The sequence below is a fragment of the Pelagimonas sp. genome, assembly GCF_050633425.1.
Lineage (GTDB): Bacteria > Pseudomonadota > Alphaproteobacteria > Rhodobacterales > Rhodobacteraceae > Pelagimonas.
Window position 1 is genome coordinate 63,839 of the sequence record NZ_JBOEGM010000002.1, and the last position, 24,431, is coordinate 88,269.

Annotated in this window: 25 protein-coding genes; 15 read left to right on the top strand and 10 right to left on the bottom strand. The window is 55.4% G+C overall.

The features are described from left to right. Window positions 1–104: 104 nt before the first annotated feature. Entirely contained in the window at window positions 105–728 is a 624-nt protein-coding gene (locus tag ACRBB0_RS00280) for a glutathione S-transferase (protein WP_431372380.1), read from the bottom strand. Window positions 729–742: 14 nt separating this feature from the next. Further along, window positions 743–1,687 (bottom strand): MYG1 family protein, encoded by a 945-nt coding sequence (locus tag ACRBB0_RS00285; RefSeq protein ID WP_431372381.1) that lies wholly within the window; start codon window positions 1,685–1,687, stop codon window positions 743–745. A gap of 205 nt (window positions 1,688–1,892) precedes the next feature. On the opposite strand from ACRBB0_RS00285, the gene ACRBB0_RS00290 reads away from it, so the two are divergent. Both ACRBB0_RS00290 and ACRBB0_RS00295 read left to right on the top strand, forming a co-directional pair. Continuing rightward, window positions 1,893–2,282 carry a 5-carboxymethyl-2-hydroxymuconate Delta-isomerase gene (locus tag ACRBB0_RS00290; protein ID WP_431372382.1) on the top strand — a complete coding sequence of 130 codons (390 nt, stop codon included), beginning with the start codon at window positions 1,893–1,895 and terminating at the stop codon, window positions 2,280–2,282. 76 nt (window positions 2,283–2,358) lie between these two features. After that, complete coding sequence (locus ACRBB0_RS00295) at window positions 2,359–3,135, top strand: aldolase/citrate lyase family protein (RefSeq protein WP_431372383.1); 777 nt, start codon at window positions 2,359–2,361, stop codon at window positions 3,133–3,135. Here the strand turns inward: ACRBB0_RS00295 and modC are convergent. The 3 genes from modC to modA are packed head-to-tail and all read right to left on the bottom strand — an operon-like array spanning window position 3,132 to window position 5,687. Next, window positions 3,132–4,217, bottom strand: coding sequence for a molybdenum ABC transporter ATP-binding protein (modC, locus tag ACRBB0_RS00300; RefSeq protein WP_431372384.1), 1,086 nt, complete (start codon window positions 4,215–4,217; stop codon window positions 3,132–3,134). The genes ACRBB0_RS00295 and modC overlap by 4 nt on opposite strands. Continuing rightward, the gene (gene modB / locus ACRBB0_RS00305) at window positions 4,214–4,906 is read right to left on the bottom strand and encodes a molybdate ABC transporter permease subunit (protein ID WP_431372385.1); all 693 of its coding nucleotides are present in this window, start codon (window positions 4,904–4,906) and stop codon (window positions 4,214–4,216) included. Before modB ends, modC begins: the two co-directional genes overlap by 4 nt. 4 nt (window positions 4,907–4,910) lie before the next feature. Further along, the gene (modA, locus tag ACRBB0_RS00310; protein ID WP_431372386.1) at window positions 4,911–5,687 is read right to left on the bottom strand and encodes a molybdate ABC transporter substrate-binding protein; all 777 of its coding nucleotides are present in this window, start codon (window positions 5,685–5,687) and stop codon (window positions 4,911–4,913) included. Between the two features lie 195 nt (window positions 5,688–5,882). Here modA and ACRBB0_RS00315 point away from each other — a divergent pair, with 195 nt between their 5' ends. Further along, window positions 5,883–7,100: a threonine synthase gene (locus tag ACRBB0_RS00315; protein WP_431372387.1), complete on the top strand. Its 1,218-nt coding sequence runs from the start codon at window positions 5,883–5,885 to the stop codon at window positions 7,098–7,100. A 38-nt stretch (window positions 7,101–7,138) separates the two neighbouring features. Next, on the top strand, window positions 7,139–7,645 hold the full coding sequence (locus ACRBB0_RS00320; protein WP_431372388.1) for a DUF5946 family protein: 507 nt from the start codon (window positions 7,139–7,141) through the stop codon (window positions 7,643–7,645). A gap of 59 nt (window positions 7,646–7,704) precedes the next feature. Here the strand turns inward: ACRBB0_RS00320 and ACRBB0_RS00325 are convergent, their stop codons facing one another. After that, on the bottom strand, window positions 7,705–8,763 hold the full coding sequence (locus tag ACRBB0_RS00325; RefSeq protein ID WP_431372389.1) for an ABC transporter ATP-binding protein: 1,059 nt from the start codon (window positions 8,761–8,763) through the stop codon (window positions 7,705–7,707). Between the two features lie 16 nt (window positions 8,764–8,779). After that, entirely contained in the window at window positions 8,780–9,571 is a 792-nt protein-coding gene (locus ACRBB0_RS00330) for an IclR family transcriptional regulator (protein ID WP_431372390.1), read from the bottom strand. A gap of 150 nt (window positions 9,572–9,721) precedes the next feature. Here ACRBB0_RS00330 and ACRBB0_RS00335 point away from each other — a divergent pair, with 150 nt between their 5' ends. From ACRBB0_RS00335 to ACRBB0_RS00370, 8 genes are all read left to right on the top strand, one after another. Continuing rightward, on the top strand, window positions 9,722–10,972 hold the full coding sequence (locus ACRBB0_RS00335) for an ABC transporter substrate-binding protein (RefSeq protein WP_431372391.1): 1,251 nt from the start codon (window positions 9,722–9,724) through the stop codon (window positions 10,970–10,972). A 118-nt stretch (window positions 10,973–11,090) separates the two neighbouring features. After that, window positions 11,091–11,996, top strand: a complete 906-nt coding sequence (locus tag ACRBB0_RS00340; RefSeq protein WP_431372392.1) for a carbohydrate ABC transporter permease — start codon at window positions 11,091–11,093, stop codon at window positions 11,994–11,996. 117 nt (window positions 11,997–12,113) lie between these two features. After that, window positions 12,114–12,962, top strand: a complete 849-nt coding sequence (locus tag ACRBB0_RS00345; protein WP_431372393.1) for a carbohydrate ABC transporter permease — start codon at window positions 12,114–12,116, stop codon at window positions 12,960–12,962. Further along, window positions 12,959–15,007, top strand: coding sequence for an alpha-galactosidase (locus ACRBB0_RS00350; protein WP_431372394.1), 2,049 nt, complete (start codon window positions 12,959–12,961; stop codon window positions 15,005–15,007). Before ACRBB0_RS00345 ends, ACRBB0_RS00350 begins: the two co-directional genes overlap by 4 nt. After that, on the top strand, window positions 15,004–15,912 hold the full coding sequence (locus ACRBB0_RS00355; protein WP_431372395.1) for a 2-dehydro-3-deoxygalactonokinase: 909 nt from the start codon (window positions 15,004–15,006) through the stop codon (window positions 15,910–15,912). The genes ACRBB0_RS00350 and ACRBB0_RS00355 overlap by 4 nt, the downstream gene beginning before the upstream one ends. Continuing rightward, entirely contained in the window at window positions 15,909–16,514 is a 606-nt protein-coding gene (locus tag ACRBB0_RS00360; protein WP_431372396.1) for a 2-dehydro-3-deoxy-6-phosphogalactonate aldolase, read from the top strand. The genes ACRBB0_RS00355 and ACRBB0_RS00360 overlap by 4 nt, the downstream gene beginning before the upstream one ends. After that, complete coding sequence (locus ACRBB0_RS00365; protein ID WP_431372397.1) at window positions 16,511–18,445, top strand: beta-galactosidase; 1,935 nt, start codon at window positions 16,511–16,513, stop codon at window positions 18,443–18,445. The genes ACRBB0_RS00360 and ACRBB0_RS00365 overlap by 4 nt, the downstream gene beginning before the upstream one ends. Continuing rightward, on the top strand, window positions 18,442–19,266 hold the full coding sequence (locus ACRBB0_RS00370; protein WP_431372398.1) for a shikimate dehydrogenase: 825 nt from the start codon (window positions 18,442–18,444) through the stop codon (window positions 19,264–19,266). Before ACRBB0_RS00365 ends, ACRBB0_RS00370 begins: the two co-directional genes overlap by 4 nt. Before the next feature lie 40 nt (window positions 19,267–19,306). On the opposite strand, the gene rlmN is transcribed toward ACRBB0_RS00370, so the two are convergent. Next, window positions 19,307–20,497 carry a 23S rRNA (adenine(2503)-C(2))-methyltransferase RlmN gene (gene rlmN, locus ACRBB0_RS00375; RefSeq protein ID WP_431372587.1) on the bottom strand — a complete coding sequence of 397 codons (1,191 nt, stop codon included), beginning with the start codon at window positions 20,495–20,497 and terminating at the stop codon, window positions 19,307–19,309. Between the two features lie 153 nt (window positions 20,498–20,650). Here rlmN and ACRBB0_RS00380 point away from each other — a divergent pair, with 153 nt between their 5' ends. Both ACRBB0_RS00380 and ACRBB0_RS00385 read left to right on the top strand, forming a co-directional pair. After that, window positions 20,651–20,956 carry an antibiotic biosynthesis monooxygenase family protein gene (locus ACRBB0_RS00380; RefSeq protein ID WP_431372399.1) on the top strand — a complete coding sequence of 102 codons (306 nt, stop codon included), beginning with the start codon at window positions 20,651–20,653 and terminating at the stop codon, window positions 20,954–20,956. Window positions 20,957–20,971: 15 nt separating this feature from the next. After that, the gene (locus ACRBB0_RS00385) at window positions 20,972–21,676 is read left to right on the top strand and encodes a helix-turn-helix transcriptional regulator (RefSeq protein ID WP_431372400.1); all 705 of its coding nucleotides are present in this window, start codon (window positions 20,972–20,974) and stop codon (window positions 21,674–21,676) included. Between the two features lie 35 nt (window positions 21,677–21,711). Here the strand turns inward: ACRBB0_RS00385 and ACRBB0_RS00390 are convergent, their stop codons facing one another. Then, window positions 21,712–22,248 (bottom strand): invasion associated locus B family protein, encoded by a 537-nt coding sequence (locus ACRBB0_RS00390; protein ID WP_431372401.1) that lies wholly within the window; start codon window positions 22,246–22,248, stop codon window positions 21,712–21,714. A gap of 177 nt (window positions 22,249–22,425) precedes the next feature. Here ACRBB0_RS00390 and ACRBB0_RS00395 point away from each other — a divergent pair, with 177 nt between their 5' ends. Next, entirely contained in the window at window positions 22,426–23,427 is a 1,002-nt protein-coding gene (locus tag ACRBB0_RS00395; protein ID WP_431372402.1) for an asparaginase, read from the top strand. A 4-nt stretch (window positions 23,428–23,431) separates the two neighbouring features. Here the strand turns inward: ACRBB0_RS00395 and serB are convergent, their stop codons facing one another. Continuing rightward, a complete protein-coding gene (gene serB, locus ACRBB0_RS00400; protein ID WP_431372403.1) occupies window positions 23,432–24,295 on the bottom strand; it encodes a phosphoserine phosphatase SerB in 864 nt (287 codons plus the stop codon). Between the last annotated feature and the right edge of the window lie 136 nt (window positions 24,296–24,431).

Below are 24,431 nucleotides of genomic sequence, written 5' to 3' on the forward strand. Positions count from 1 at the left end.
CAGGCTGCTCGGCGCGCACATACTTGGACGGCGTAGATTCGAATTCTATTCGCACAACCAAGGAATTCCAATTTTGAGCAGAAAAATATGGCTTTATTCGATGGTCATGGAGCTAAAAAGACGATGCCTTGGGTTTCCTCTTCCCAACGCTCGTATTTCGTCATGATTTGCAGAAAGGCCGACGAATCTAGGAAATTGTCCAGCCATGTTTTCACGTTTTCCAAGTCGCAGGCATCAAACTCAGGCCGGTCTATCAATGCGAATTGTCTAACAAACGGAAGAATTGCGAAATCAGCAATACTAGGAGTGGAGAATATCCAAGAATTTATTTGAGCGTTCAGTTTACGCAAGTATAGCATGGCTTGCTGCCGGTGATACGCGGCATCAGAGTCGGGATATCGACTTGCGTACTTCGTTTTGTCTAAGTGGCTTTTGAAATCCATGTCGCATTCCGAGATTAAATCCCATCCTTCTTTGGGCATGTCGAGCCAGCCTTGCGGATCACTTTTGGCCAGCGCCCATGTCATAATGTCCAAACTCTCGTCAATCGAAGTGCCATCTTCTAAGAGACAAGGAACGGTGCCACTGGCCGACGCTTCCAGAAACGATTTGGGTTTGTCTCTAAGCACAATTTCACGCAATTCGACTTGGACACCTGAACTGGCAATTGCCAACCTGGCACGCATTGCATAGGGGCAGCGTCTGAAAGAATATAACGTAGGGGCCATTTTCAGGTTTTGCTTTAGCCTTGGAGTTGCTGACTTCTATTTTCGGCGTCTTCCACCGCTAATGCTGCCATTTGCAGGATAGCTTCGCGGCTCTTGGCGGCTGCAATAAATCGCCCGTTATGGCAGAAGGTTGCGCCTCTGACCCCGCACGCGTTTTCTAGGTTTTCATTCGTCAAGCCGGCCCATTCACGAGGCAAATCGGCTCTGAGATCAAAACCGTCGTCAGTCAGGCGTATACCGCCCAGCGTCCAGTCTCCCTGTCCTCTTGGGTGGACAACAAAGAGCAGATGCTCTGCGTTTGCTTTCCTGACTGCGGAATAGAATGGCATACCCCTTGGCAATTCCAACACTTTGGAAGAACCAGTTGCGCTGACCGCTTGTGTCACGATTGCTTCTGCGCGTAGCCGTGCAGACTGTTGTTCGACTTGGGCTTCAATCAGGACCCGCGCAATTTTTAGTGCTTCGCCGAAAGCGATATCTTCTGCATCGACGGTTTTCGTGTCGAACACGGGCTTCAGCGTTTCAAGCAAATTTGGCAGCGTAAGGGCCGATAGCTGGCCCGCCGTAGACGGGTCAATCGCGCCGTTGTCCAATAAATCGATCGGTAGAACAAAGCTCTGGTCGAGGTTGGTGAATACATCTTCAAGATGTTCCTCAATGACCCCCCGTTGGGTTAAATACGCTTTGCCAAAATGCGACCAAATCAATCCAAAAGAGCTAAATGGCTGGCCAGTGGGCCTCATAGGGGCATTGCGCTGATGATGGTCAAAGACGTGAAGATCCGGGTTGTACGTACCGCCAACGTCGTAAATGACCCTGTCATCAGAAGGTGTTATCCATTCCTGAGCGCGACTGCGGACGATTTGGGCACCTGGAAACAGGCCCGTCAGAATAACACTGGAACAAAGTTCGTCGGCATGAAATCCGCCCGAATGTGTGACAAGGAAATTTGGTTTCATAGTCCCTACCGTCTGCCTCTTGGTCGCATCATTCAACCTTAAAGGTCAATATTTCCCATATGTTTAATTATTCTAGTCCCGCTTTTGTAACAACCGAAAGCGGTCATCACTATGGGAAAATTTATTATCATGTTAAGAAAGGGTTTGACGCTGCTAGGCGGGTGTCGCTAGGACTTTTTTAAACTTAACATGTAAAGGGCGCATGATGCCACATTTCCACATCGATTATTCTGGCAACATCGAAACCCATGTCGACATTTCAGGGCTTTGCGAAGTGGTGCGCAGTGCAGCTGCTAGTCTTGATACCTTTCCAACCGCAGGTGTGCGTGTCCGGGCGTTGCGGGTCGATCACTATGCCATCGCAGATGGGAACCCGGAGCACGGTTTTGTCGATATCTCTGTGCGTCTTCGTGCTGGCCGTCCGATGAATGTCAAAGAAGACGCCGTGAAAGTCTTGTTTGAAGCGGCGCAGGCCTATTTATCGGAGTTTATGGAAAATCACTCTCTGGCGATTTCTCTGGAAATGCGCGACATTGATCCGGCTCTGTCGCCCAAAACCGGAAATATCCGGGACTATTTGAAAGCACAGACATGAATGCCCGCCGGGGGGCGGATTGTCGCCGAATTAGGCCGTCCGCACCGCCGAACACAATATCGCCTAGGAGACCGTTATGCCTGCACCCGTGAACCCGCTCAAACTGGCGCTTGCCAATAAACAAGTGCAAGTCGGGTGTTGGGTCGGGCTTGCCAATAGCTATGCCGCCGAAATCATGGGCACGGCGGGGTTTGATTGGCTGCTGGTGGATGGCGAACATGCCCCCAACGATCTGCGCTCAATTATGGGGCAATTGCAGGTGATTGATCCATCCCCATCCCACGCCGTTGTGCGCGTGCCGGTTGGCGATGTTGCTTTGATCAAACAAGTTCTGGAAGTTGGGGCGCAATCAGTTTTAGTGCCCATGGTCGAGAGCGCCGAGCAAGCCCAAGAAATGGTCCGCGCAGTGCAATACCCGCCCCGTGGCACGCGCGGTGTTGGCGCTGCGCTGGCGCGGTCATCTGGATTTGACGCGATTGAGAATTACGCCACCACGGCCGACGATCAGATGTGCCTGATTTTGCAGATTGAGAACCGCAACGGATTGGCCGCACTAGATGACATTCTGAAGCTTGATCATATTGATGCGATCTTTGTCGGCCCCGCTGATCTTGCTGCGGATCTTGGGTATTTGGGGCAAGCTGGCCACCCGGAAGTCGAGGCGATCATTGCCGAAACACTGGCCAAAATTCTTGCGTCCGGCAAGGCAGCGGGCATTTTAACTACCGATCTGGAGGCCGCAAAACGTTACATTGATTTGGGCGCGACCTTTGTGGGGACGGGTGTTGACGTTCTGCTGTTCGCAAAAGCGGCGCGCGACTTGGGGCGCAAGGCACAAGAGCTCAAAGGCTAAGCGCCGCCGACGTCCTGCGGGGCGACCGAAACTGTTTTAACAACGGCGTGACAGGGGGTGCCTTGGCCCAAACCCATTGCGTCGGCGGATCGTCTGGTGATCCGGGCTAGGACTTTTCCGGCGGGTGTCGTCAGTGATACGATTACTCCGGGGCCTTCGCCCGAGCGGATTGCGTCAATTGTGCCCGGCAGAATATTGAGCGCCGAAAGGCCGTCTGGGCGTGATCGCGACAAAATCACATCCTGCGCGGCAATGCGAACCCGCACGCGCGTGCCAATAGGCTTTGGCAGCTTTGGTAAGAACAAAGCGATACCGCCGGCTGATAACTCGCTCAAACCATCCTTATGATGGGTCTTGATCACAGCTTCGAGGATGGCCCCGGCAGCTCTGACACCGGTCGGGGTAAAGGTCGGATCACTTAAGACGTCGGTGGCGCTGCCTTGACGGGCGACGCGTCCGTCTTGCAAGGCGACAACGGTCGTCGCCAATCGCGCGACTTCAACGGCCGAGTGGCTGACATACAATATCGGAACTTGCGCTTCATCGCGCAGGGTCTCGAAATACGGCAATATCTCAGCTTTGCGCGCGTCATCAAGTGCGGCCAAAGGCTCATCCGCAAGGATCAAATCAGGGCTAGCAAGCAAAGCCCGCCCAATGGCGACCCGCTGTTTTTCTCCTCCAGATAGGGCGTTTGGCCTGCGCTCCAGCAGATCGCCGATACCCAACATGTCGACCACGCGCGATAGGCTTTCCTTGCGCGCGTGGCGCGGTGCAAACCATCGACCAAAAGTGAGGTTTTGCTGAACCGATAGGTGTGGAAACAACCGCGCTTCTTGAAAGACATAGCCTAAGCGGCGTTTGTGGATCGGCAGGTTGGTCGATGTTTCACTGTCGAATAAAATCCGTCCGTCAACTTCAATGCGGCCTTGATCTGGATGTAACAGGCCTGCGACGGCATTGATGATAGTGGTCTTGCCAGAACCAGAACGTCCGAAAAGCACCGTTAACCCATCCGGTGCGTCGAATTTTAGGCTAAAATTCGTCTCTCCCAGGTTATGTTGCATGGAAACGGACAGGCTCATTTGGTGCCAATCCTTTGCGCCATGCGTTGCGCCAGAATTTCCGACACGATCAATGCGCCAAGAGCCACCCCAACCGAAATGATCACAAGGCGTAGGGCTGATGCTTCACCGCCGGGCACTTGCAAAAACGCATAGATGGCGGATGGCAGCGTTTGAGTTTGCCCCGGAATGTTCGAAACAAACGTGATCGTTGCGCCAAATTCGCCCATGGCTTTGGCGAAGGCCAAGATGGAGCCGGCCAAAACTCCCGGTAAAATAAGCGGCAAAGTCACGGTGACAAAGACCCAAAATCGGGACGCTCCCAGCGTTGCGGCGGCCTGCTCCAATTTTGGATCGACGGCTTCAATAGACAAGCGCATCGCCCGAACCATCAGTGGGAACCCCATAATTGCTGCTGCAAGGGCTGCGCCGGTCCAGCGGAAGGCCAAGGTGATGCCCATCTCGTGCAAAATGGATCCAACCGGGCCACGAATTCCAAAAGTCAGGAGGAGCAAATACCCCGTGACAACCGGGGGGAGGATCAATGGCAGGTGTACCAAGCCATTGACAATTTGCCGTCCCGGAAATTCCCATCGGGCCAGTGCATAAGCGATGAATAGTCCAAACGGCAATGCCGCCAATGTGGCCCATAGGGATACGCGCAAAGATAGGGCAACGGCGCTCCATTCTTCGGGGCTTAACCACTCCATGTCGCTACTCCGCTGACACGGTGAACCCGTGCCGCTCAAAAACGCTTCGGGCATTTGGCCCTTGGATATAGTTCAAAAACTGCGCTGCTGCGTCCCCATCGTGGATTGCGACGGCGGGATAATGAATAGCGGGGTGACTGTTGGTTGGAATGTCGGCAACAACATGTACGCGCGGATCGGCTTTGGCATCCGTTGCATAGACAATGCCAAACGGGGCCTCGCCCAGTGCGACAAGCGAAAGGGCGGCACGTACATTATCCATTTGAGCGACCTGTGGGGCGACGTCTTCCCATTGGCCTAGTGTCTCCAAGGCCGCTTTGCCGTAAATACCTGCTGGAACAGACTGCACCAACGCCATTGCCAGATGCCCGTCGCCCAAAAGGTCGGGCAGGGTCAAACTTTCCCAATCCACAGGGGGTTGGGCTTGATGTGAAATCAAAACCAGTTGATTGCCAAGCAATTCCACCCGCGTCTCGGGTAAAACTGCACGCCGATCTTGCAAATAACCCACCCAATTAGGATTGGCCGAGATAAAGACATCCGCCGGGGCACCAAGCTCAATTTGCCGGGCCAAAACCGAAGACCCCGCATATGACAGCGTTGTGCTATGACCCGCCGTGGCATCAAACCCTTCGGCAACCTCATCCAGAGCATTCTTCAAACTTGCCGCAGCAAAGACTGTTATCTGGTCGGCTTGCGTGGTTGAAGGGGTCAAGAATGCCGCAACGGCCAGCAATTTCAGCCAGCGTAAAACCTGCGATTTGTTCCTGAGACCAGTCATTTCCCCTATTGAATGGCATGTCGACGCGTTCGCATCTAGCGCAAAAGTATTGGCCCTTAGTCCAATAGCCGTTTTGCCCCCGGTTAATCGCCGATTTGTGTTTTCTTTAACGGGGGGTCCCCGCTTGCGGAGCGGCGGCTTGGCCCCCTAGCGTCGCCAAAATACCCAACCAAGGCCCATCGAAAGGACCGCGCAATGAGCTACGTCACCCATCTGGAGTGTTCTCTGACTGGAAAAATCTATCCAGCAGGGCAGGTGCATGGCTTGTCCGAGGCGGGCCGCCCCCTGCTTGTGCGCTACGATTTGGACGCGATGAAAAAGGCGCTGAGCAAAGAAGACCTGGCGCGCTCAGCGGCTCCGGGGTTTTGGCGTTACTCAGATTTCCTGCCGGTTGAAGCCGCTGAAAACCGCGTTTCATTGGGCGAAGTGATGACTCCGATTGTTCCGCTTGAACGAAGTGCGCATCATTTGGGGGCGCAACCGGGCAATGTTTTGGTCAAAGATGAAGGGCGTTTGCCGACCGGATCATTCAAAGCACGGGGCCTCTGTCTGGCGGTGTCCATGGCCAAGGAGTTCGGGATTGAACACTTGGCGATACCGACAAACGGCAATGCGGGCGCAGCCATGGCGGCTTATGCCGGGCGCGCGGGAATGAAATCGACCGTTCTGTGCCCGTCCGATACCCCCGATATCAATATTCGCGAAATTCAATCACAGGGTGGTGACACCTATTTGGTCAACGGGTTGATCAACGACTGCGGCAAGATCGTTGGCCAGGGCAAGGAAAGCGTCGGATGGTTTGATATATCGACGCTCAAAGAACCCTATCGGATCGAAGGCAAGAAAACGATGGGGCTTGAGCTTGCAGAACAGCTTGGCTGGGAATTGCCGGATGTGATTTTCTATCCGACGGGCGGTGGAACCGGATTGATCGGAATGTGGAAAGCGTTTGCTGAATTGAAGGCCATGGGCTGGATCGACGGGCCGATGCCGCGCATGGTCGCGGTTCAGGCGACAGGATGCGCACCGATTGTAAAGGCATGGGAAGACGGGGAAGAACATGCGCCATTGTGGGCAAACGCGCATACTGTGGCGGCGGGCATCCGGGTTCCGATTGCAGTCGGCGATTTTCTGATCATCCGCGCCGTGCGCGAGTCAGGCGGTTTCGCCATCGCCGTTCCCGATGACGACATCATGGAGATGCGGGATGCCATCGCGGCGACAGAAGGGCTGTTATTGTGTCCCGAAGGGGCGGCAACGGCGGTGGCGTATAAACAGGCCCTTGCGGCGGGGCAGATCAAGGACAGTGATCGCGCCGTGCTGTGGAATTGTGCAACCGGTTTGAAATACCCGTTGCCCGAAGTTTCAGGGCGCTTGGACAAAGATACAGAGATTGATTTTAGCGCTTTCTGACGCATTCTCTACCGATATACGAGCCGGAGAACATCGAAATGAATGTCCAGAAAAGCGCCTGCGTCGGCTGTGGGGCCGTGTTGCCCGATATGGATGGGCCAACGCATTCCTACATGTTGTCGTCGTCGGCATGCTTTCACGCGTTCACAACGATTCTTGCTTTAGAGTATAGCGATACAGCATTGTTGCCGACGCATCGGTTGACCGTCGATTGTTTCGCGGTTCAACATGGAGGAGTGGATCAGCATCGTGCACAGGTCAATTCAACGCGGTTGCATTTGGCACGTTTGTACCTCCAGCTGGGGCGTCAGATGCAGCCCAAGGAAACCAACGATGTCATGTTAGGGTTGGGCCGTTTCAAACACAGCTTGCGGTGCTTGGAACCGCCGTCATCCTATCAAATGACGGTGTCCGATGTTGTGCCACATGCAGGTGGGGCGGAACATTTAGCCAAGATCAGAGAATGGGCGCGGGTCACTTGGGCGGATTGGTCGGCCCATCACGCTTACATATCGGACTGGGCGGAACGTCATTTGGCCAAGTGACCCGCGCGATCCGTAGGGTTTGGGCCAATCGCGAGGCCCAAACCGTCGTTGCGTAAATGTCACCGCAATCGTTGTTCTGTTTCGCCGTCAAAAAACATGGTGTTTTCGAGTGCAAATTCGATTGTGACCTTGGAGCCTTCGGCGATTTCCTCATCGCTATCCGTTTCAACGGTGATTTTCTCGCCGCCTTCTGTCAGCAGATAGTCATAGGCAACCCCACCCAAACGCTCGCGAATATCCAGTTTCAGGTCATCGCCCGCTTCGGAGATTTCCAAGTGCTGCGGCCGTACGCCGACCAGAACAGGTTTCCCTTCTGCAGGGAGCGATACATCCGCTTCAATGGTGCGGTTGAGATCAAGCAAGCGCACTTTTCCCCCCTCTACGACACCACGTAGAAAGTTCATCGCAGGCGAACCAATAAACCCGGCGACAAAACGATTGTCAGGGTTTTTATAAAGCTCCATGGGCGATCCGACTTGTTCGATGACACCAGCACGCAACACCACAATCTTATCGGCCAAAGTCATGGCTTCGACCTGATCGTGGGTTACATAGATCATTGTTGCGCCGATTTCTTTGTGCAATCGCGCGATTTCCACCCGCATGTCGACACGCAATTCGGCATCAAGGTTGGACAATGGCTCGTCAAACAAAAACACTTCGGGGCCGCGCACAATCGCACGTCCGATCGCGACCCTCTGGCGTTGCCCACCAGAGAGTGCCTTGGGTTTGCGTTTGAGATAATCGTCGAGCTTCAAAATGCGGCTGGCTTCGCCGACTTTGGCTTTGATCTCGGCTTTGGGTACTTTGTTCATCTTGAGACCAAAGCCCATGTTCTCTTCGACCGTCATATGCGGATAGAGCGCGTAGGTCTGGAAAACCATGGCGACACCGCGATCCGCTGCATCCATTTGCGTCACATCACGTGCGCCAATGTTGATTTGGCCGCTTGTGGTCTCTTCTAGTCCGGCGATCATGCGCAAAAGTGTTGATTTTCCGCAGCCCGAAGGCCCGACAAAAACGCAGAATTCACCTTCTTCGATCTGCAGATCCACATTGTGGATGACCTGCGTATCGCCGTACTTCTTCACAGCGTTATTTAGCGTGACGCCAGACATTGTGGTCTCCTTGAATTTACGCAGGGAACTGCCAGGATTCAGCAGCCTCCGCAATCTTTTGGGCGGTTTGAGTGAGCGCTGGACGCAATGTTGTCAGTTCTTCCAGCGATTTGACTTGCGTCGATGTGGTGATCGATAGCGCACCAAGGACACGTCCCGTGGTGCCAAGAATTGGGGCGGAAATACAAATGATTCCGGGTTCATGCTCTTCGCGGTCAAAGGCGATGCCCTCGGCGCGAATGATCTCTAGCTCTGCGCGAAACGCGTCTGCATCAGCAATGGTTCCCGGCGTATGGACATAAAAAGACTGGCGGTTGATGGCGGCTTCGCGGGTTTCGTCATCAAGATGCGCAATCATCGCTTTTCCAACCCCGGTGCAATATCCGGGGCCAACTTTGCCCGCTGCAGAAAACATTTCGATTGGTTTTAGGGCGTTTCTTTTGTCGACATAGAGAACTTGTCCCTCGTCCAATTGCGCGAGATGGATCGTCTCACCGACTTCGCGTGACAGGTCATCAAGGAAGGGGCGCGCGATCGGCGCAAGCGAACTTTGCTGCCAAGCCGCATGGGCCAAACGAACAAGCCTCAACCCCGGCGTATAGGTTTGATGCGCTTCGTCGTAGGCCAACATGCCTTGATTGGTGAGGGTTTGAACCAAGCGATACAGTGTGGCTTTGGGGTGCACAGACTCGCTCAGGAGTTCACCAAAGCGCACCGGTCGCCCCTTGGCCGCGACCATGTCCAACACTTCCAATGCCTTACCGACGGTTCCGTCTGCGGATGCCTTCGGGTTTACTTGGCTGTTCATATGCGTCTCCTCCCGCCCTCTCGTTTACAGCACTTAACGAGAGTGTTGACAGTCCTAACCCGAATCCGACATAGTTTCAATAGTTGGAAACATGTTTCATTATTTGGAACCAAGTAACGAACACCAACACAAAGCAATTGGGAGGACACCATGCTTAAGAAATTCGCTTCGGTTGCAGGCGCACTGGCCCTGTCGACCGCACTCGTGACGCCGGCGATGGCCGAGCTAAGCGGCACACTGCGTATCATTTCGGACATGTCAAACCCGGCACCGCGCGCAATCATGGAAGGCCTCGCGGCTGACTTTGGTGCCATGCATCCGGGTCTTGAAGTCGAAGTTGATATTGTCGACCGCGAAGCTTGGAAAAGCCAGATCCGCAATGCGTTGACCGCAAACCCGCCGGATGTGATCAACTGGTACGCCGCCAACCGTATGGGCCCCTATGTCAAAGCTGGCCTGTTCGAAGATATCTCGGACATGTACGACAACGGAGACCTGCCCGGTCTGGACGCTGTCAAAGGCGCGATGACCCTTGACGGAAAACAGTATGGTGTTCCGTACACATACTACCAATGGGGCATCTATTACCGCGAAGATATCTTCAAAGAGCTGGGCCTGTCTGAGCCAACAACCTTTGACGAGGAAATCGCCAACTGCGAAAAGATCCTGGAATCTGGCCGTAAATGTTACACCATCGGCACCAAGTTCCTTTGGACTGCTGGCGGTTGGTTCGACTACATGAACATGCGCACCAACGGCTTCGACTTCCACATGAAGCTGGCCACTGGTGAAGCGTCGTGGACGTCTGACGAAGTGCGTGCAACTTTCGCCAATTGGCAAAAGCTGATCGACATGGGTGCGTTCATTGATGATCACCAGACCTACAGCTGGCAAGAAGCTCTGCCATTCATGGTCAAAGGTGAAGCAACCGCCTACCTGATGGGTAACTTTGCTGTGCCTCATTTGCGTGATGGTGGCCTGACGGATGAGCAGATTGATTTCTATCAGTTCCCCAAAATCGCGGATGTGCCAATGGGTGAAGATGCCCCGACTGACACATTCCACATCGCATCCGGTGCACAGAACAAAGAGGCCGCTCGGGCCTTCTTGCAATATGTGACCTCAGCTGATGTTCAGACCAAAATCAACGCCGGTGATGGCCTTGGTCAGCTGCCAGTCAACGCCGCGTCTTCGGTTGATGATGACGAGTTCCTGAATCAGGGTTTTGACATGCTGTCGAATAATGCAACTGGCGGTATCGCTCAGTTCTTTGACCGTGATTTCCCGGCGGAAATGGCGTCGATTGGCATGGAAGGTTTGCAGGAATTCATGGTTTTCCCAGATAACCTTGAGGACATCCTGAACCGTCTCGAAGCGGCGCGCGGCCGTATCTACAAGTAAAACATTTTGCGCCCTGCTGTTGCGGCTGGGCGCATCCTTTTGGCGTATTCGCAAGCTGCTCTGTGTTGCCTGACATGACGCATTTTTCGCATTCGCCGGTTCCGTGGGAGGATAAAACATGAGCACAGCAAGCCATAGCTGGGCCAAGCGAAATCGTATGACTATAACCCCGCTGCTGTTCTTGCTGCCGGGTATTTTGTTTTTCGCGGCCTATGTGATCATCCCAATTTTTCAGAGCTTTAACATCTCGCTTTACGAGTGGGATGGCTTGGGACAAGCGACCTTTGTCGGGACACGCAACTACGAAGAGCTTCTGACCGACCGCAATTTTGAAATCTCGCTTTGGAACAACGTAAAGTGGCTGGTCCTATATTTGTTGGCGATTCCAGCGGGGCTTGTGATTGCGCTACTGTTGAACCAGACGGTGACAGGCATTCGGATTTACAAATCGCTGTTCTTCTTTCCCTTTGTGATCTCTCAAGTTGTTGTGGGTTTGGTTTTCTCTTGGTTTTACTTGCCTCGCGAAGGCTTGCTTAACGCCGTTTTGACAACGCTTGGCATGGACACAATCAATGTGTTGGGCGACCCGACTTTGGCGACCTATGGCATTATCGCCGCCGGTCTTTGGCCGCAGACCGCATATTGCATGATCTTGTATTTGACCGGTTTAAACGCGGTTGATCCTGAGCAAGTCGAAGCCGGTCGTTTGGATGGTGCCAAGGGGATTAAAATGCTGTGGTATGTGATCCTGCCTCAGCTGCGCCCGGCCACCTTCATCGCCTTTGTTGTGACCATCATCGGTGCGTTGCGGTCCTTTGACCTGATCTCGATCATGACCAACGGTGGCCCATTCGGCTCAACCCGCGTCTTGTCGTTCTACATGTTCGAAAAAGCCCTGAGCGAATATGGGTTCCGCATGGGGTACGGCTCGGCCATCGCAGTTGTTCTGTTCTTTATCATGTTGTTCTTCATCGCCTATTTCCTGTGGTCCATGTACCGCGATGAGAAGGAGGCACGCAGATGATCGGGGTGATTGAAGCCAAACACCGTCGCAAGGCCGCCCGGCAGGATACGTCCAATGAGGCTTTGTCGATCAACACGAAACATGGGCGCATTGCCCGCGATTTGGGGGAGTTCTGAGATGTTTCCGACGCCTATTCAAAAACAGTCGCGCGGGGCGCAGATCACCTATCAAACCCTGTTGCCTTTGGCGCTGATCATGTGGCTGTTGCCGCTGTTGGCCGTTGGGTTGTTTTCGATCCGACCCCTGTCGGATTTCACCAACGGCAACTACTGGGGCATGCCATCATCTTTTGAGCTGTTCACCAATTACGGCAAGGTCTTCTTTGAAAGTGACATGCCGCGCTACCTGTGGAACTCAATCCTGATCACGGTTCCAACCGTGATAGGGGCGGTTGCCTTGTCGTGCATGACCGGTTTCGCGCTGGGCATTTACCGGTTCAAAGGCAATTTGCTGATCTTTTTCCTGTTCATTGCCGGTAATTTTGTGCCGTTCCAAATCTTGATGGTGCCCGTCCGGGATCTAACAGTTTCCGCCGGTCTGTATGATACAAAACTGGGCCTGGTCCTGTTCCACATTGCGTTTCAAACTGGGTTTTGCACCTTGTTCATGCGCAATTTCATCCGCGCATTGCCGTTTGAGCTGATCGAAGCTGCGCGTGTAGAAGGCGTTGCCGAATGGCGGATCTTTTGGTTCGTCGTTCTTCCGCTGATGCGCCCCGCGATTGCTGCACTGGCGGTGCTGATCTTTACCTTTATCTGGAATGATTACTTTTGGGCGGTTGTTCTGACCCAGGGGCCAGATGCGCAGCCGGTGACGGCGGGTATCACGTCGTTTAACTCGCAGTTCGTCGCGCAATACCATCTGATGAGCGCGGGCTCGATCGTCGCAGCGCTACCACCGGTGATGATGTTCTTCTTGATGCAACGCCACTTTATTGCGGGTCTGACACTTGGGGCGGTCAAGTGACGGTTTGGCGGATTGATGCGCTTTGCCAGACGTTGGTTCTGGCCTCGGACGGTGGCGTTCCCGCTGCTGTCTATTGGGGGCCAAGCCTCCCTGATTGTGATCTTGAGGCGGTTTCTGCGCAGGCTCGGGTGGATGTGACGGGCGGCATGATTGACGCCCTGCCGCCAATTTCGCTCTGCCCCGTTGAAGGTGACAGCCTGCACGCCCAGCCGGGTTTGATCGCCTATCGCGACGGGCGACAGCTACATCCTGAGTTTCGGCTGATTGCCCAGGATGGACATTATTTCACCGCCCGCGACGAAGCGCTTGGCCTGTCGGTGCGTTTTGTGTTCGAGGCCGCGAATGGCGTGATCTGCGCGCAAACTGAGCTAACGGCGGACGAGCCAATCGTGCTTCACCATCTGGCCGCGCCGGTGTTGCCGGGACCGCAATCTGGCGATATTCGCCACTTTGCAGGGCGTTGGATTGGTGAGTTCCAAGCCGAACGGCAGGCGTGGCAACCCGGAATATTCAAACGCGAGGCGCGTACAGGCCGTTCGGGGCACGAGCATCCACCGCTTGCGTTTTTCTGCGAAGAGGCATGCACAAACACCCAAGGCATCGCTTTTGGCATGCATTACGGGTGGCCAGGTGGCCATGTCATGTTGGCCGAAGAACTGCCGGATGGTCGCCGCCACATCCAGTGGGGCCATGCGACAGGCACGCAGGGGCAGGGCACCCGATTTAAAACGGCACCGCTTTTGCTCAGTGTGTCTGACACTGGGTTGAACGGATGCGCGACGGCGTTCCAACGGCACATCCGTGATGATGTGGTGACGTGGCCCAAGCCTGATACCGCGCGCCCTGTGCATTACAATTGCTGGGAAGCGATCTATTTCGACCATGATTTGGACACGCTTAAAGACATTGCCAAGCGCGCCGCCGATCTTGGCGCTGAGCGGTTTGTGCTGGATGATGGGTGGTTTGGGACGCGCGATGATGACACCACAAGCCTTGGTGATTGGGACATTGATCCGCGTAAATGGCCCGATGGCCTAACGCCGATTATTGAACATGTTCAATCTCTTGGGATGGTATTCGGCCTCTGGTTCGAACCCGAGATGGTCAACATGGACAGCGATTTGGCGCGCGCACATCCAGATTGGATCCTTGGTCGTAAGGATCAGATAGAAGGGCGCCAGCAGCGGGTCTTGGACATGTCTCGTCAAGAGGTTCGGGATTACCTGTTCGGTAAAATCAGTGCTGTTTTAGAGGCGCATGACATCGATTATGTCAAATGGGATCACAACCGTTTGCTGCCAGCGCCAGATGCGTCGCAGGCCGATGGGACATTGGAACTGATGAACCGTTTGCGACGGGCGCACCCTTCCGTCGAATTCGAAAGCTGCGCGTCAGGTGGTGGTCGGATTGATGCCGGGATTTTGCAACAGACCCAGCGGGTTTGGCTGTCTGATAGCAACGATGCGCTGGAGCGTTTGCGGATACAGCACGAGGCGGCGTTGCTGTTGCCGTCGGCTGTAACTGGGTCTCATGTCGGGCCGCGCAAATGCCATACTTCGGGCCGGATGATCGACATTCGCTTTCGCGCCTGGGTCGCGGCGCAGCGCCATATGGGTTTTGAAATGGACCTGCGTGAATTGACGGACGAAGAGGCACACGTCCTGCGTGACGTGACCCGTTGGTGGAAAGACAATCGCGATTGGATGCGCAGGGCGGATATTCTGCGGCTCGATAGCCACGATCCTGCGGTGATCGCCGAGCAACACCTGGCTGAAGATGGCAGGCGTTTCGTGGTCTTTGCGGGAAAATGCAGCAGTGGCACCCAAATCCTGCCAAAACCGCTGCGTTTAACCGGGCTGACACCGGATGGAACTTATCGTATTTGCTTACGAAATCGCGACGAGGCACCGGGCCTGTCGCGCGCCAACCCGGCGCTTAAGACTGGTCCGGTTGATCTCAGCGGAACCTTTTTGATGCGCCATGGCCTGACCCTGCCATGGAGTTTTCCCGAAACCATGTGGGTACTTGAGGGAGAGTTACAGTGAGTGATCTTGCTTGGATAGCGGTGGATTGGGGCACGTCACACTTGCGCGTTTGGACGATGGATGATGCGGGCAACGTCTTGTCTCGTGCGACTTCCAGCAAAGGCATGAGTCAGTTGACCGCCGCCAACTACGAGGGGGCATTGCTCGATTTGATCGGCCAGTCACTTCCGGCAACGGGGCCTGTGCCCGTGCTGTGTTGTGGTATGGCTGGCTCTCGTCAAGGATGGCGCGAGGCCCCATATGCGACGGCCCCATGTGAGGCCCCATCTTTGGCGCAGGCGACCAGAGTGCCGACGCAGGATGCCCGCCTTGATGTCTACATTTTGCCGGGGATCAAACAAGACAAGCCAGCTGATGTCATGCGCGGCGAAGAAACTCAAATTGCCGGGTTTCTAGCCGGCGAACCGGAATTCGACGGCGTTTTGTGCTTGCCCGGAACACATAACAAATGGGTTCATATCAGCGCCAAGGAAGTGGTCAGTTTCCGCACCTTTATGACCGGCGAACTGTTCGCCCTCATTGGGGGGCAATCGGTTTTGCGCCATTCCTTGGCCTCAGAGGGTTGGGACAACGACGCGTTTTTGTCCGCCGTTTCCGAGGGCATGTCCCATCCGGCGTCACTTGGCAGCGATCTGTTTGCCCTGCGTGCGGAATCGCTTCTGCATGGTTTGGGCGCAGATAAGGCCCGCGCCCGCCTGTCCGGTCAGTTGATTGGGATGGAGCTTACAGCGGCGCGTCCCTATTGGCTTGGCCGCGATGTTGCGGTTTTGGGCGAAGACGGCATTGCCTCGGCCTACACATCTGCGCTGGATGCACAGGGGGCGATGCCCCGCGCGATCAGTGCCGAAGATATCACTTTGCGCGGTCTCTCTGCCGCCTACGCCAGTTTTAAGGAAGCTCAATGACACGCGAAATCATTGCCATTCTTCGTGGCCTGACACCCGCCGAAGCGATCGACATCACCGATGTTTTAATCTCGGCCGGGATCACCAAGATCGAAGTGCCGCTCAACTCGCCTGAACCGTTTGAGAGCATCGCAGCGATGGTGGCCCATGCTGGGGATCGCGCGGTCATTGGCGCAGGGACTGTTCTTGAGGTCTCTCAAGTTGAAAAACTGGCCAGCATTGGCGCGCAAATGGTTGTGTCTCCCGATGCATTCCCGGATGTCATTCGCGCGACCAAGGCCGCTGGTATGTTGTCTTATCCCGGTGTTCTCACTCCGAGCGAAGCCTTTAGCGCCTTGCGCAATGGTGCGGACGGGTTGAAGTTTTTTCCGGGTTTCAAGCTGGGCACCGATGGTCTTGCAGCTCTCAAAGCGGTGCTTCCAACCGGCACCAAAACCTATGCTGTTGGCGGGGCTGGTCCGTCAAATTTCGGCGAATGGATCAAGGCCGGTGCGACCGGCTTCGGAATCGGTTCCAATATTTACAAGCCCGGTTACAGTGCGGCACAGGTCGCTGATTTGGCCAAGGATATCGTCGCCGCCTATGATGAGGTTATTGCATGAAGCGCACCCTTGGGACTTGCTACTATCCAGAACATTGGCCCGAGGACATTTGGCAGCAAGATGCTGAACGTATGGTTGAGGCGGGCCTGACATGGGTTCGCATCGGTGAGTTTGCGTGGTCGCGGATCGAGCCCACCCCCGGTGATCTGCAATGGGAGTGGTTGGACCGGGCGATAGACGTGCTTGGCAAAGCCGGGCTCAAGGTGGTTTTGGGCACCCCAACGGCAACGCCGCCGCGTTGGGTGCTCGACAAACATCCCGACATGCTGGCCATTGATGAAAACGGCAACCCGCGCAAATTTGGTTCGCGCCGCCACTATTGTTTTAGCCACAAAGGCTATCTTGAAGAATGCCGCCGCATTGTGACCCTTGTCGCGGAACGCTATGGGCCCAACCCTTATATCGCTGCGTGGCAGACCGACAATGAATACGGATGCCACGACACGGTTCTAAGCTATTCTGAGGCGGCCCGCCTTGCTTTTCGCGACTGGCTGCGCGCGCGATATGGGAGTGTCGACGCGCTCAACGACGCATGGGGGAATATCTTTTGGTCGATGGAATACAATTCCTTTGATCAGATAGATTTGCCGAATTTGACGGTGACCGAACCAAACCCGGCGCATCTTTTGGCATTTCATCGGTTTTGTTCTGATCAGGTTGTGATGTTCAACCGGGTTCAGACCGACGTTATTCGCGCAAATTCACCGACTCCGATCGCCCATAATTATATGGGTAAGATCACTGATTTTGATCACTACGACGTCGGCACCGATCTCGATATCGCCAGTTGGGACAGCTATCCGCTCGGATTTTTAGAAGATCGCCTTGATGCCACGCCTGAACATCAAGTTGATTACGCGCGTCAAGGCGACCCCGATTTTCAGGCGTTTCACCATGATCTTTATCGCGCTGTTGGTGCGGCAAAGGGCAACAAACCTGTGGAGCAGGGACGTTGGTGGGTGATGGAACAGCAGCCCGGCCCTGTGAATTGGGCTCCCTACAATCCGGCTCCGTTGCCGGGGATGGTCCGCTTGTGGACATGGGAAGCCTTTGCCCACGGAGCTGAGGCCGTGTGTTATTTCCGTTGGCGGCAGGCCCCGTTTGCCCAAGAGCAATTGCATGCGGGTCTGTTGCGCCCCGACAGCCAAGACGCCCCCGCAATTCACGAAGCACGTCAAGTGCGCGATGAGCTGGTCAGCGCGCCTGAGGTACAGCCCAAACAAGCCCCAGTGGCGTTGGTCTTTGATTATGTATCAGACTGGATGTGGAGAGTTCAGCCGCAGGGCAAAGGGCTGAGCTATTTCTTCCTGGTTCTCGATACGTATCGCGCGCTGCGACGCGCCGGGATCACTGTGGACGTGGTTCCTTTGCGTGCCGATGCATTTTCTGGCTATGCTGCGGTTTTTGCCCCCGGTCTGATGCACATGCCCGATGCGATCAAGGCCGCTCTGAGCCAGAGCGACGCGCAGGTCGTGCTTGGCCCGCGTACCGCTGCACGGGACGCTGATTTTCTCATGCCGCACGCGCCTTTGCCACCGGCCATGCCGGGGTTGGATGTTACGGTTGCACGGCTTGAAACGCTCCGGCCTGATATGCCGCTGGCACTCAAGGACGGAGGGTCCGTCACCCGCTACATCGAAGAGATCGAAGGTTCGGGTGAGGTGATGATGCAAACCGAAACCGGAGCACCCGTGGCGATGCGTCAGGGGCGTCTGACCTATATGGCCGGTTGGGGCGACCCGGTCGCGATGGACCGTTTGGTCGCGCTTATTGGCGCAGAGGCAGGGGTGGACATGCGCCAAATGCCAGAAGGCGTCCGCACCCGCGAAACCGCGAGCGAACGTTTTTGGTTTAACCACACAACGTTGCCCAAAGAGGTGGATGGACATAGTTTGCCACCCGCCGGTGTGCTGCGGGTGCCGCTGACATGAGTATCAAGGTCGGGCTGATAGGACAGGGCATCAAAGTGTCCCGCAGTCCTGCCATGCATGAAACCGAAGCCGAGCGGCAAGGGTTTGAGCTTCGCTATGATCTGTTCGATACCGACCATGACAGCCGGTCCCTTGCCGAGTTGCTCGATCTTGCACAGGCGGCCGGCTATTCGGGTTTGAATATCACCCATCCCTACAAGCAAGCTGTGGTTGGGTTGCTTGATCAGCTTTCGCCGACTGCGGAACAGGTGGGGGCGGTCAATACCGTGGTTTTTGAAGGCGAGACCCGCATCGGCCACAACACGGATTGCCCCGGCTTTGCCGCCGGTTTCCAAGAAGGGTTGCCCGACGCCTCGCTCAATACGGCTGTTGTTGTTGGGGCGGGCGGGGCCGGATTTGCCGTGGCCAATGCCCTGCTTGATCTCGGTGTGAAAGAGCTTTTGATCTGCGACAGGGCCAAAGAATTGGCGGTCGGATTGGCTGATATGCTTGGTGGACCTGTGCGGGTGGTGACAGATTTGTCAGAGCTCGGCCCGGTCGATGGGTTTGTGAATGCGACACCTATGGGCATGGCATCCCACCCTGGTTCTGCGATCCCAAAGCAATACCTGACTCCGTGTCATTGGTTGGTGGATATTGTGTATTTTCCGCTGGAGACCCAATTGCTATGCGAAGCCAAAGAGGTTGGGTGCCAGTGTTTGTCAGGGCGCGGCATGGCTGTTCACCAAGCCGCGCTGAGCTTTGAGCTTTTTACCAACCACACTGCCGACCCAGACCAAATGCGCGAAACCTTTGAGTCCTTTAATCGTCAAGACACCTAACGATCTCACCACTTAAGTGTTGAGGCTTAAGTGGTGAGGCTTAAGTGTTTAGACCGGCCTCTGCTTCGATCTGTTTGCGGGATTTGCGCGCGCGTTCGGTTGCCGATTTCAGCTGACCACAGGCGGCCATGATGTCCTCGCCACGGGTTTTGCGAATGGGCGAGGCATAGCCCGCTTGATAGATGATATTGGCAAAGGCGCGGATGCGGTTGTTGGACGACCGCTTATATGGCGCGCCGGGCCATTCGTTGAAAGGGATCAAGTTGATCTTGGCCGGGATATTGTGGCTTTTGATGTGCTCAATCAGGCGATGGGCATCTTCGTCCGTGTCATTCACACCATGCAGCATCACATATTCAAATGTGATCCGTTCGGAATTCGACACTTTGGGATAGCTCGCCAAGGCGCCCAGTAGTTCTTCGATATTCCAGCGTTTGTTGATCGGCACCAGCTTGTCACGGGTCTCATCTTCGGTCGCGTGGAACGAAATCGCCAGCAAACAGCCGATTTCCTCAGCCGTGCGGGCAATCTCGGGGACAACGCCAGAGGTCGACAGCGTAATCCGGCGGCGCGATAGCTGAATGCCTTCGGGATCCATCGCGATTTTCATCGCGTCCCGCACGTTGTCGAAATTGTACAAAGGCTCGCCCATACCCATCAACACAATGTTGCTGAGCAGGCGGGTCTCATCCTTGGGCGCACCGGGTGTCGGCCATTCGTCAAGATCATCGCGGGCCATCATGACCTGACCAATGATCTCTCCTGCGGTTAGGTTGCGCACCAGTTTCTGGGTGCCAGTGTGACAGAACGTACAGGTCAATGTGCAGCCGACCTGGGATGAGATGCACAGCGTGCCGCGCCCCTCTTCGGGGATGTAAACGACCTCAACCTCATGGCCGCCAGCAATGCGCACAAGGTATTTACGTGTGCCATCCTCAGAGACCTGCTTGGACACCACTTCGGGAATCTCGATGACAAAGGTCTCGGCCAGCATGGCGCGGTAATCTTTGGCCAGATTGGTCATGCTGTCGAAATCACGCACGCCCCATTGGTAAATCCACTGCCAGATTTGCCCGACGCGCATTTTGGCCTGTTTTTCTTTGGTCCCGGCCTCAATCAGCACCTCGCGCATTTGAGCGCGGGTCAGGCCGACAAGGTTTTGCTTCCCGCCCTCGGGCAGCTTGCGGGGAATGGTCAATACGTCCTGCGTGATTGGCGCGTCGGCGGGCATGGCTTTGATCTCTGTATGAGTCTTGGGAGGGTCAGACGCCGCGTTTACACGAAAAGGCATGAAAAGAAAATGTCTTTGAGCATGAATGGTAACTGACAGGGTGTTGTCAGTTGGCATGCGTCACAAGGGGGGTGACAGATATAAGGAGAAAACATGTCAGTCCTAGAAATCGTTCGCTATCGCGTCAAAGACGGCGTCACCCCTGATCAAGCACTGGCCGCCTGGGCCAAATCCCTGAGTTTTGCGACGGCGCAGCCGGGATTTGTGTCGAGAAAACTGGCCCATACCGAAGATGGTGTCTTTGCCGACATTGTCGAATGGCAAGACATGGCATCGGCTTTGGCGGTGCATGAGGAATTCAAGGTCGACAAATACCCGGAGCTGGCCGACCTTGTTGCCGTGCTGGATGAAAGCACTCTTGAAATGCAACACTTCACCGTGACCGGGCGCGAAGACTGACCTTTGGGTTAAATCATGCGGCGGACCGACAGACTCTTTGAGATTATCCAGATCATTCGCGATGGCCGTTTGCACAAGGCGACGGACATTGCGGAGGTGCTGGAAGTGTCGGTCCGTACAATCTATCGCGATATTGAAACCTTGATTGGGTCTGGCATTCCAATCGAAGGTGAACGGGGCGTCGGCTATATCCTGCGGGCTCCGATTTTCCTGCCGCCTGTGTCCTTGACCGAAGTTGAGCTTGAGGCGCTGCATTTGGGGGCGGCCTTGGTGCAACGTTCTGCCGATCCCGAGCTTCAGCGTGCTGCGCGGCGCCTGGTCGAAAAAGTGGATCAGGTCATGCCCGAAGCCCGTAAACCGCCCGCCGAAGGTTGGGGAATGGCGATTTTCGGCGTGGATTCGCTTCAGGCCAGTTTTGCACATATGCCGGTCGTGCGCGCCGCGATCCGCGAAAAACAGGTGTTGGAAATTGACTATGCCCGCGCCGATGGCCAGACAAGCCGCCGCTTTATCCGGCCGCTGCAGATGGAATATTGGGGCCAGGTTTGGACCTGCACCGCATGGTGTGAAACGCGTGACGACTTTCGGGTGTTCCGAATTGATCGGATGCGTGGTGTTCTCGATGCCGGGCGCAGTTTCATAGATGAACCGGGCAAGCGCCTGCGTGATTACGTGCTGCGCGAAGGCTTTGAGGAAGACCAAGAAAAAGGCGAGGTTTAACCCCCGCCTGTTCTAAATTCAGATCTCAAAGTGCCTTAGGGGCAGCGTTTGCTGGCATCTTCAACAGCGGCAGTAAAGCCGAGTAGTGAAAACGTATCTTTGGTGATGGTGCCACGGCCCGATTTCGCGCTGAGTACCGCATTCGCTCCACGCTTCATCGCTGTGATGATTTTGGCGTCATCCTGCGGTGTGGCAGGCCAGGCCCATTCACCTTCGGTATAAAGTTCAAACTGAGTGCCGCCGATGTTTATATTCACGGTTGACCCTTTGGCAAAAGGATAGCCACCGGTAAAGGCCAACTGTCCTTTGACACCCGCGCCTGGACGGTAAAACACCATCAACAGGATATCACCACGGGTCACCGCTTTGATGCGGCCTGACGAATCCGTGTTCACGCTTTCCTTGTAAGTAGAGACCGCCCAGCATTCCTTGGGGCTGTCGCCCTCAAAGACTGACCAATCGGTCATGGCATCTACACGGTTTGTGCTCGCTTCTTGCGCGCTGCCCATACCTGCGGTCAGCATCAGCGCTACTGCGCCGGCTCCGATCACGCGACCAAGACCTGAAATCATTCTTGCAGCCTCCAAGCTGTCTTGCCTCTACACTCGTTTTGCGCCCAGCTTGTCCGGCTTTGTCCCGACTTAGCCCATGCGTAAAATATTTTCTCTCGACGGCATGACAATAGCCTGAAACAACCAAAAACGAAAAGCCCTGTTGGCAGAATATTGCTTAAGCCCGAGGAACCTATGATGCGCGCGCCTGAACCGATGGTCGAAATTCACCGGGGCCCCTTTGTCGAAAGCCAACATATGGGGCACGCCGTGGTCTGTGATAGCAGTGGTGGTATTGTGGACGCCTGGGGCGACCCTGATGCCGTGGTGTTGCCCAGAAGCTCCTCCAAGATGATTCAAGCTCTGCCTTTGGTGATGTCGGGCGCGGCCAAGGCGTTTGGTCTTGGTCCTGATCGCCTGGCTTTGGCCTGTGCATCGCATCAGGGCGCTCCGCTGCATGTGGAGGCTGTGAACGCGTGGCTGGCGGAGTTGGGCCTGGATGGTGACGATTTGATATGCGGAACAGAGGCGTCGCGCGACAAGGCGTTGCGGTTCGAGATGATCCGGTCCGATCAAAAACCCTGTCGTGTGCATAACAATTGCTCGGGTAAACATTCGGGTTTTCTGACCCTGACCAAACATCTTGGCGCTGGGCCTGATTATGTTGATCTGTTGCATCCGGTGCAAAAAGCGGTGCGCGAGGCGTTTGAAACCGTGACCGATGCGGAAAGCCCCGGCTTTGGTATCGACGGTTGTTCGGCCCCGAATTTCGCGACCACCATGCATGGGATGGCCCGTGCGATGGCCTTTTTCGCAAGCGCTGGCCAGCGCAGCGATGCGATGTCGTCGGCGGCCGAGCAGTTAACCGAAGGCATGATCGCCTATCCAGAGCTGGTTGCTGGTGAAACGCGGGCTTGCACAGGGTTGATGCGCGCGGCCAAAGAGCCTGTGGCGATCAAAACCGGGGCCGAAGGGTTCTTTGTTGCCATTATTCCTGGGCGTGGTTTGGGTGTTGCCTTGAAAATCGCAGATGGGGCAACCCGCGCGTCCAATTGTGCGATTGCGGCGGTATTGGTGCGGCTTGGGGTGCTGGAGGCTGAAAACCCCGAGGTCAAACGCTTCTTAAACCCGCCGGTGACAAACTGGGACGGGTTGGTGACGGGTGACATTCGCCCCGTCGCCGGATTGTGTGATCAATAACGCCTTAGACAAAGTCCGCTTTGGGATACCCTTGCAGATACAAGAGCGCCGTCAAATCACCGTGATTGATCCGCAACGCACATTGGGCCTGTACGCTGGGTTTGGCATGCAGCGCAACGCCCATTCCCGCGCGTCCCAGCATGCCCAGATCGTTGGCCCCGTCACCGACGGCAATCACGTCGGCCTCTGTGATGCCCAACCGCTCTGAGATTTGCTCAAGCGCTTCGATTTTGGCTTCTCGGCCCAAAATCGGCAGGCCAACTCCGCCGGTCAGTTTGCCATCGGCAATCAACAACGTGTTGGCGCGGTTTTCATCAAAGCCAAGAAGCTTTGAGACACGCGATGTAAAGGCGGTGAACCCCCCTGACACAAGCGCTGCGTAGCCTCCATTGGCCTTCATCGTTGCCAATAGTGTTTTGCCGCCGGGCATCAGGGTGATGCGGTTCGCAACCACAGTATCGATGACGTTTTCCGGCAAGTCTTTGAGCAAGGCCACCCGTTCTGTGAGCGCTCCGTCAAAGTCCAGTTCGCCATTCATGGCGCGGGCGGTGATGTCTTTGACATAAGCACCGACGCCAGCCTCTTCGGCAAGCTCGTCAATGCATTCCTGCTGGATCATGGTGCTGTCCATGTCGGCCAGCAACATGCGCTTTTGTCGGTTGTCATCGGGCACAATGTTGAGATCGGCCTGATCTTGGATCGAGGCGCGAACCTCGTCAAAATTTCTGGGACTGTCAGCCAAAGGGAACTCTGCGGCCTCATCCGGAGCAAGCCAAACCGCCATTCCACCGCCCCATGCATTGCGCAGATTGTCTACGAGGGCGGGATCCAGTTGGCCGGGCTTGGCGATGAGCGAGACGATGGGCATAGCAGGTTCCTCTGGGCGCGTTTGCGGCGGGTTTTGGCATGATGCCCCCAGCTTGGCTAGGTCTGCGGGGGAGAGGGGCGATTTTTTTTTGCAAAAATTCTGCGCCCAGTCGCGTGGTTGGCCGTTGTGGCCATGG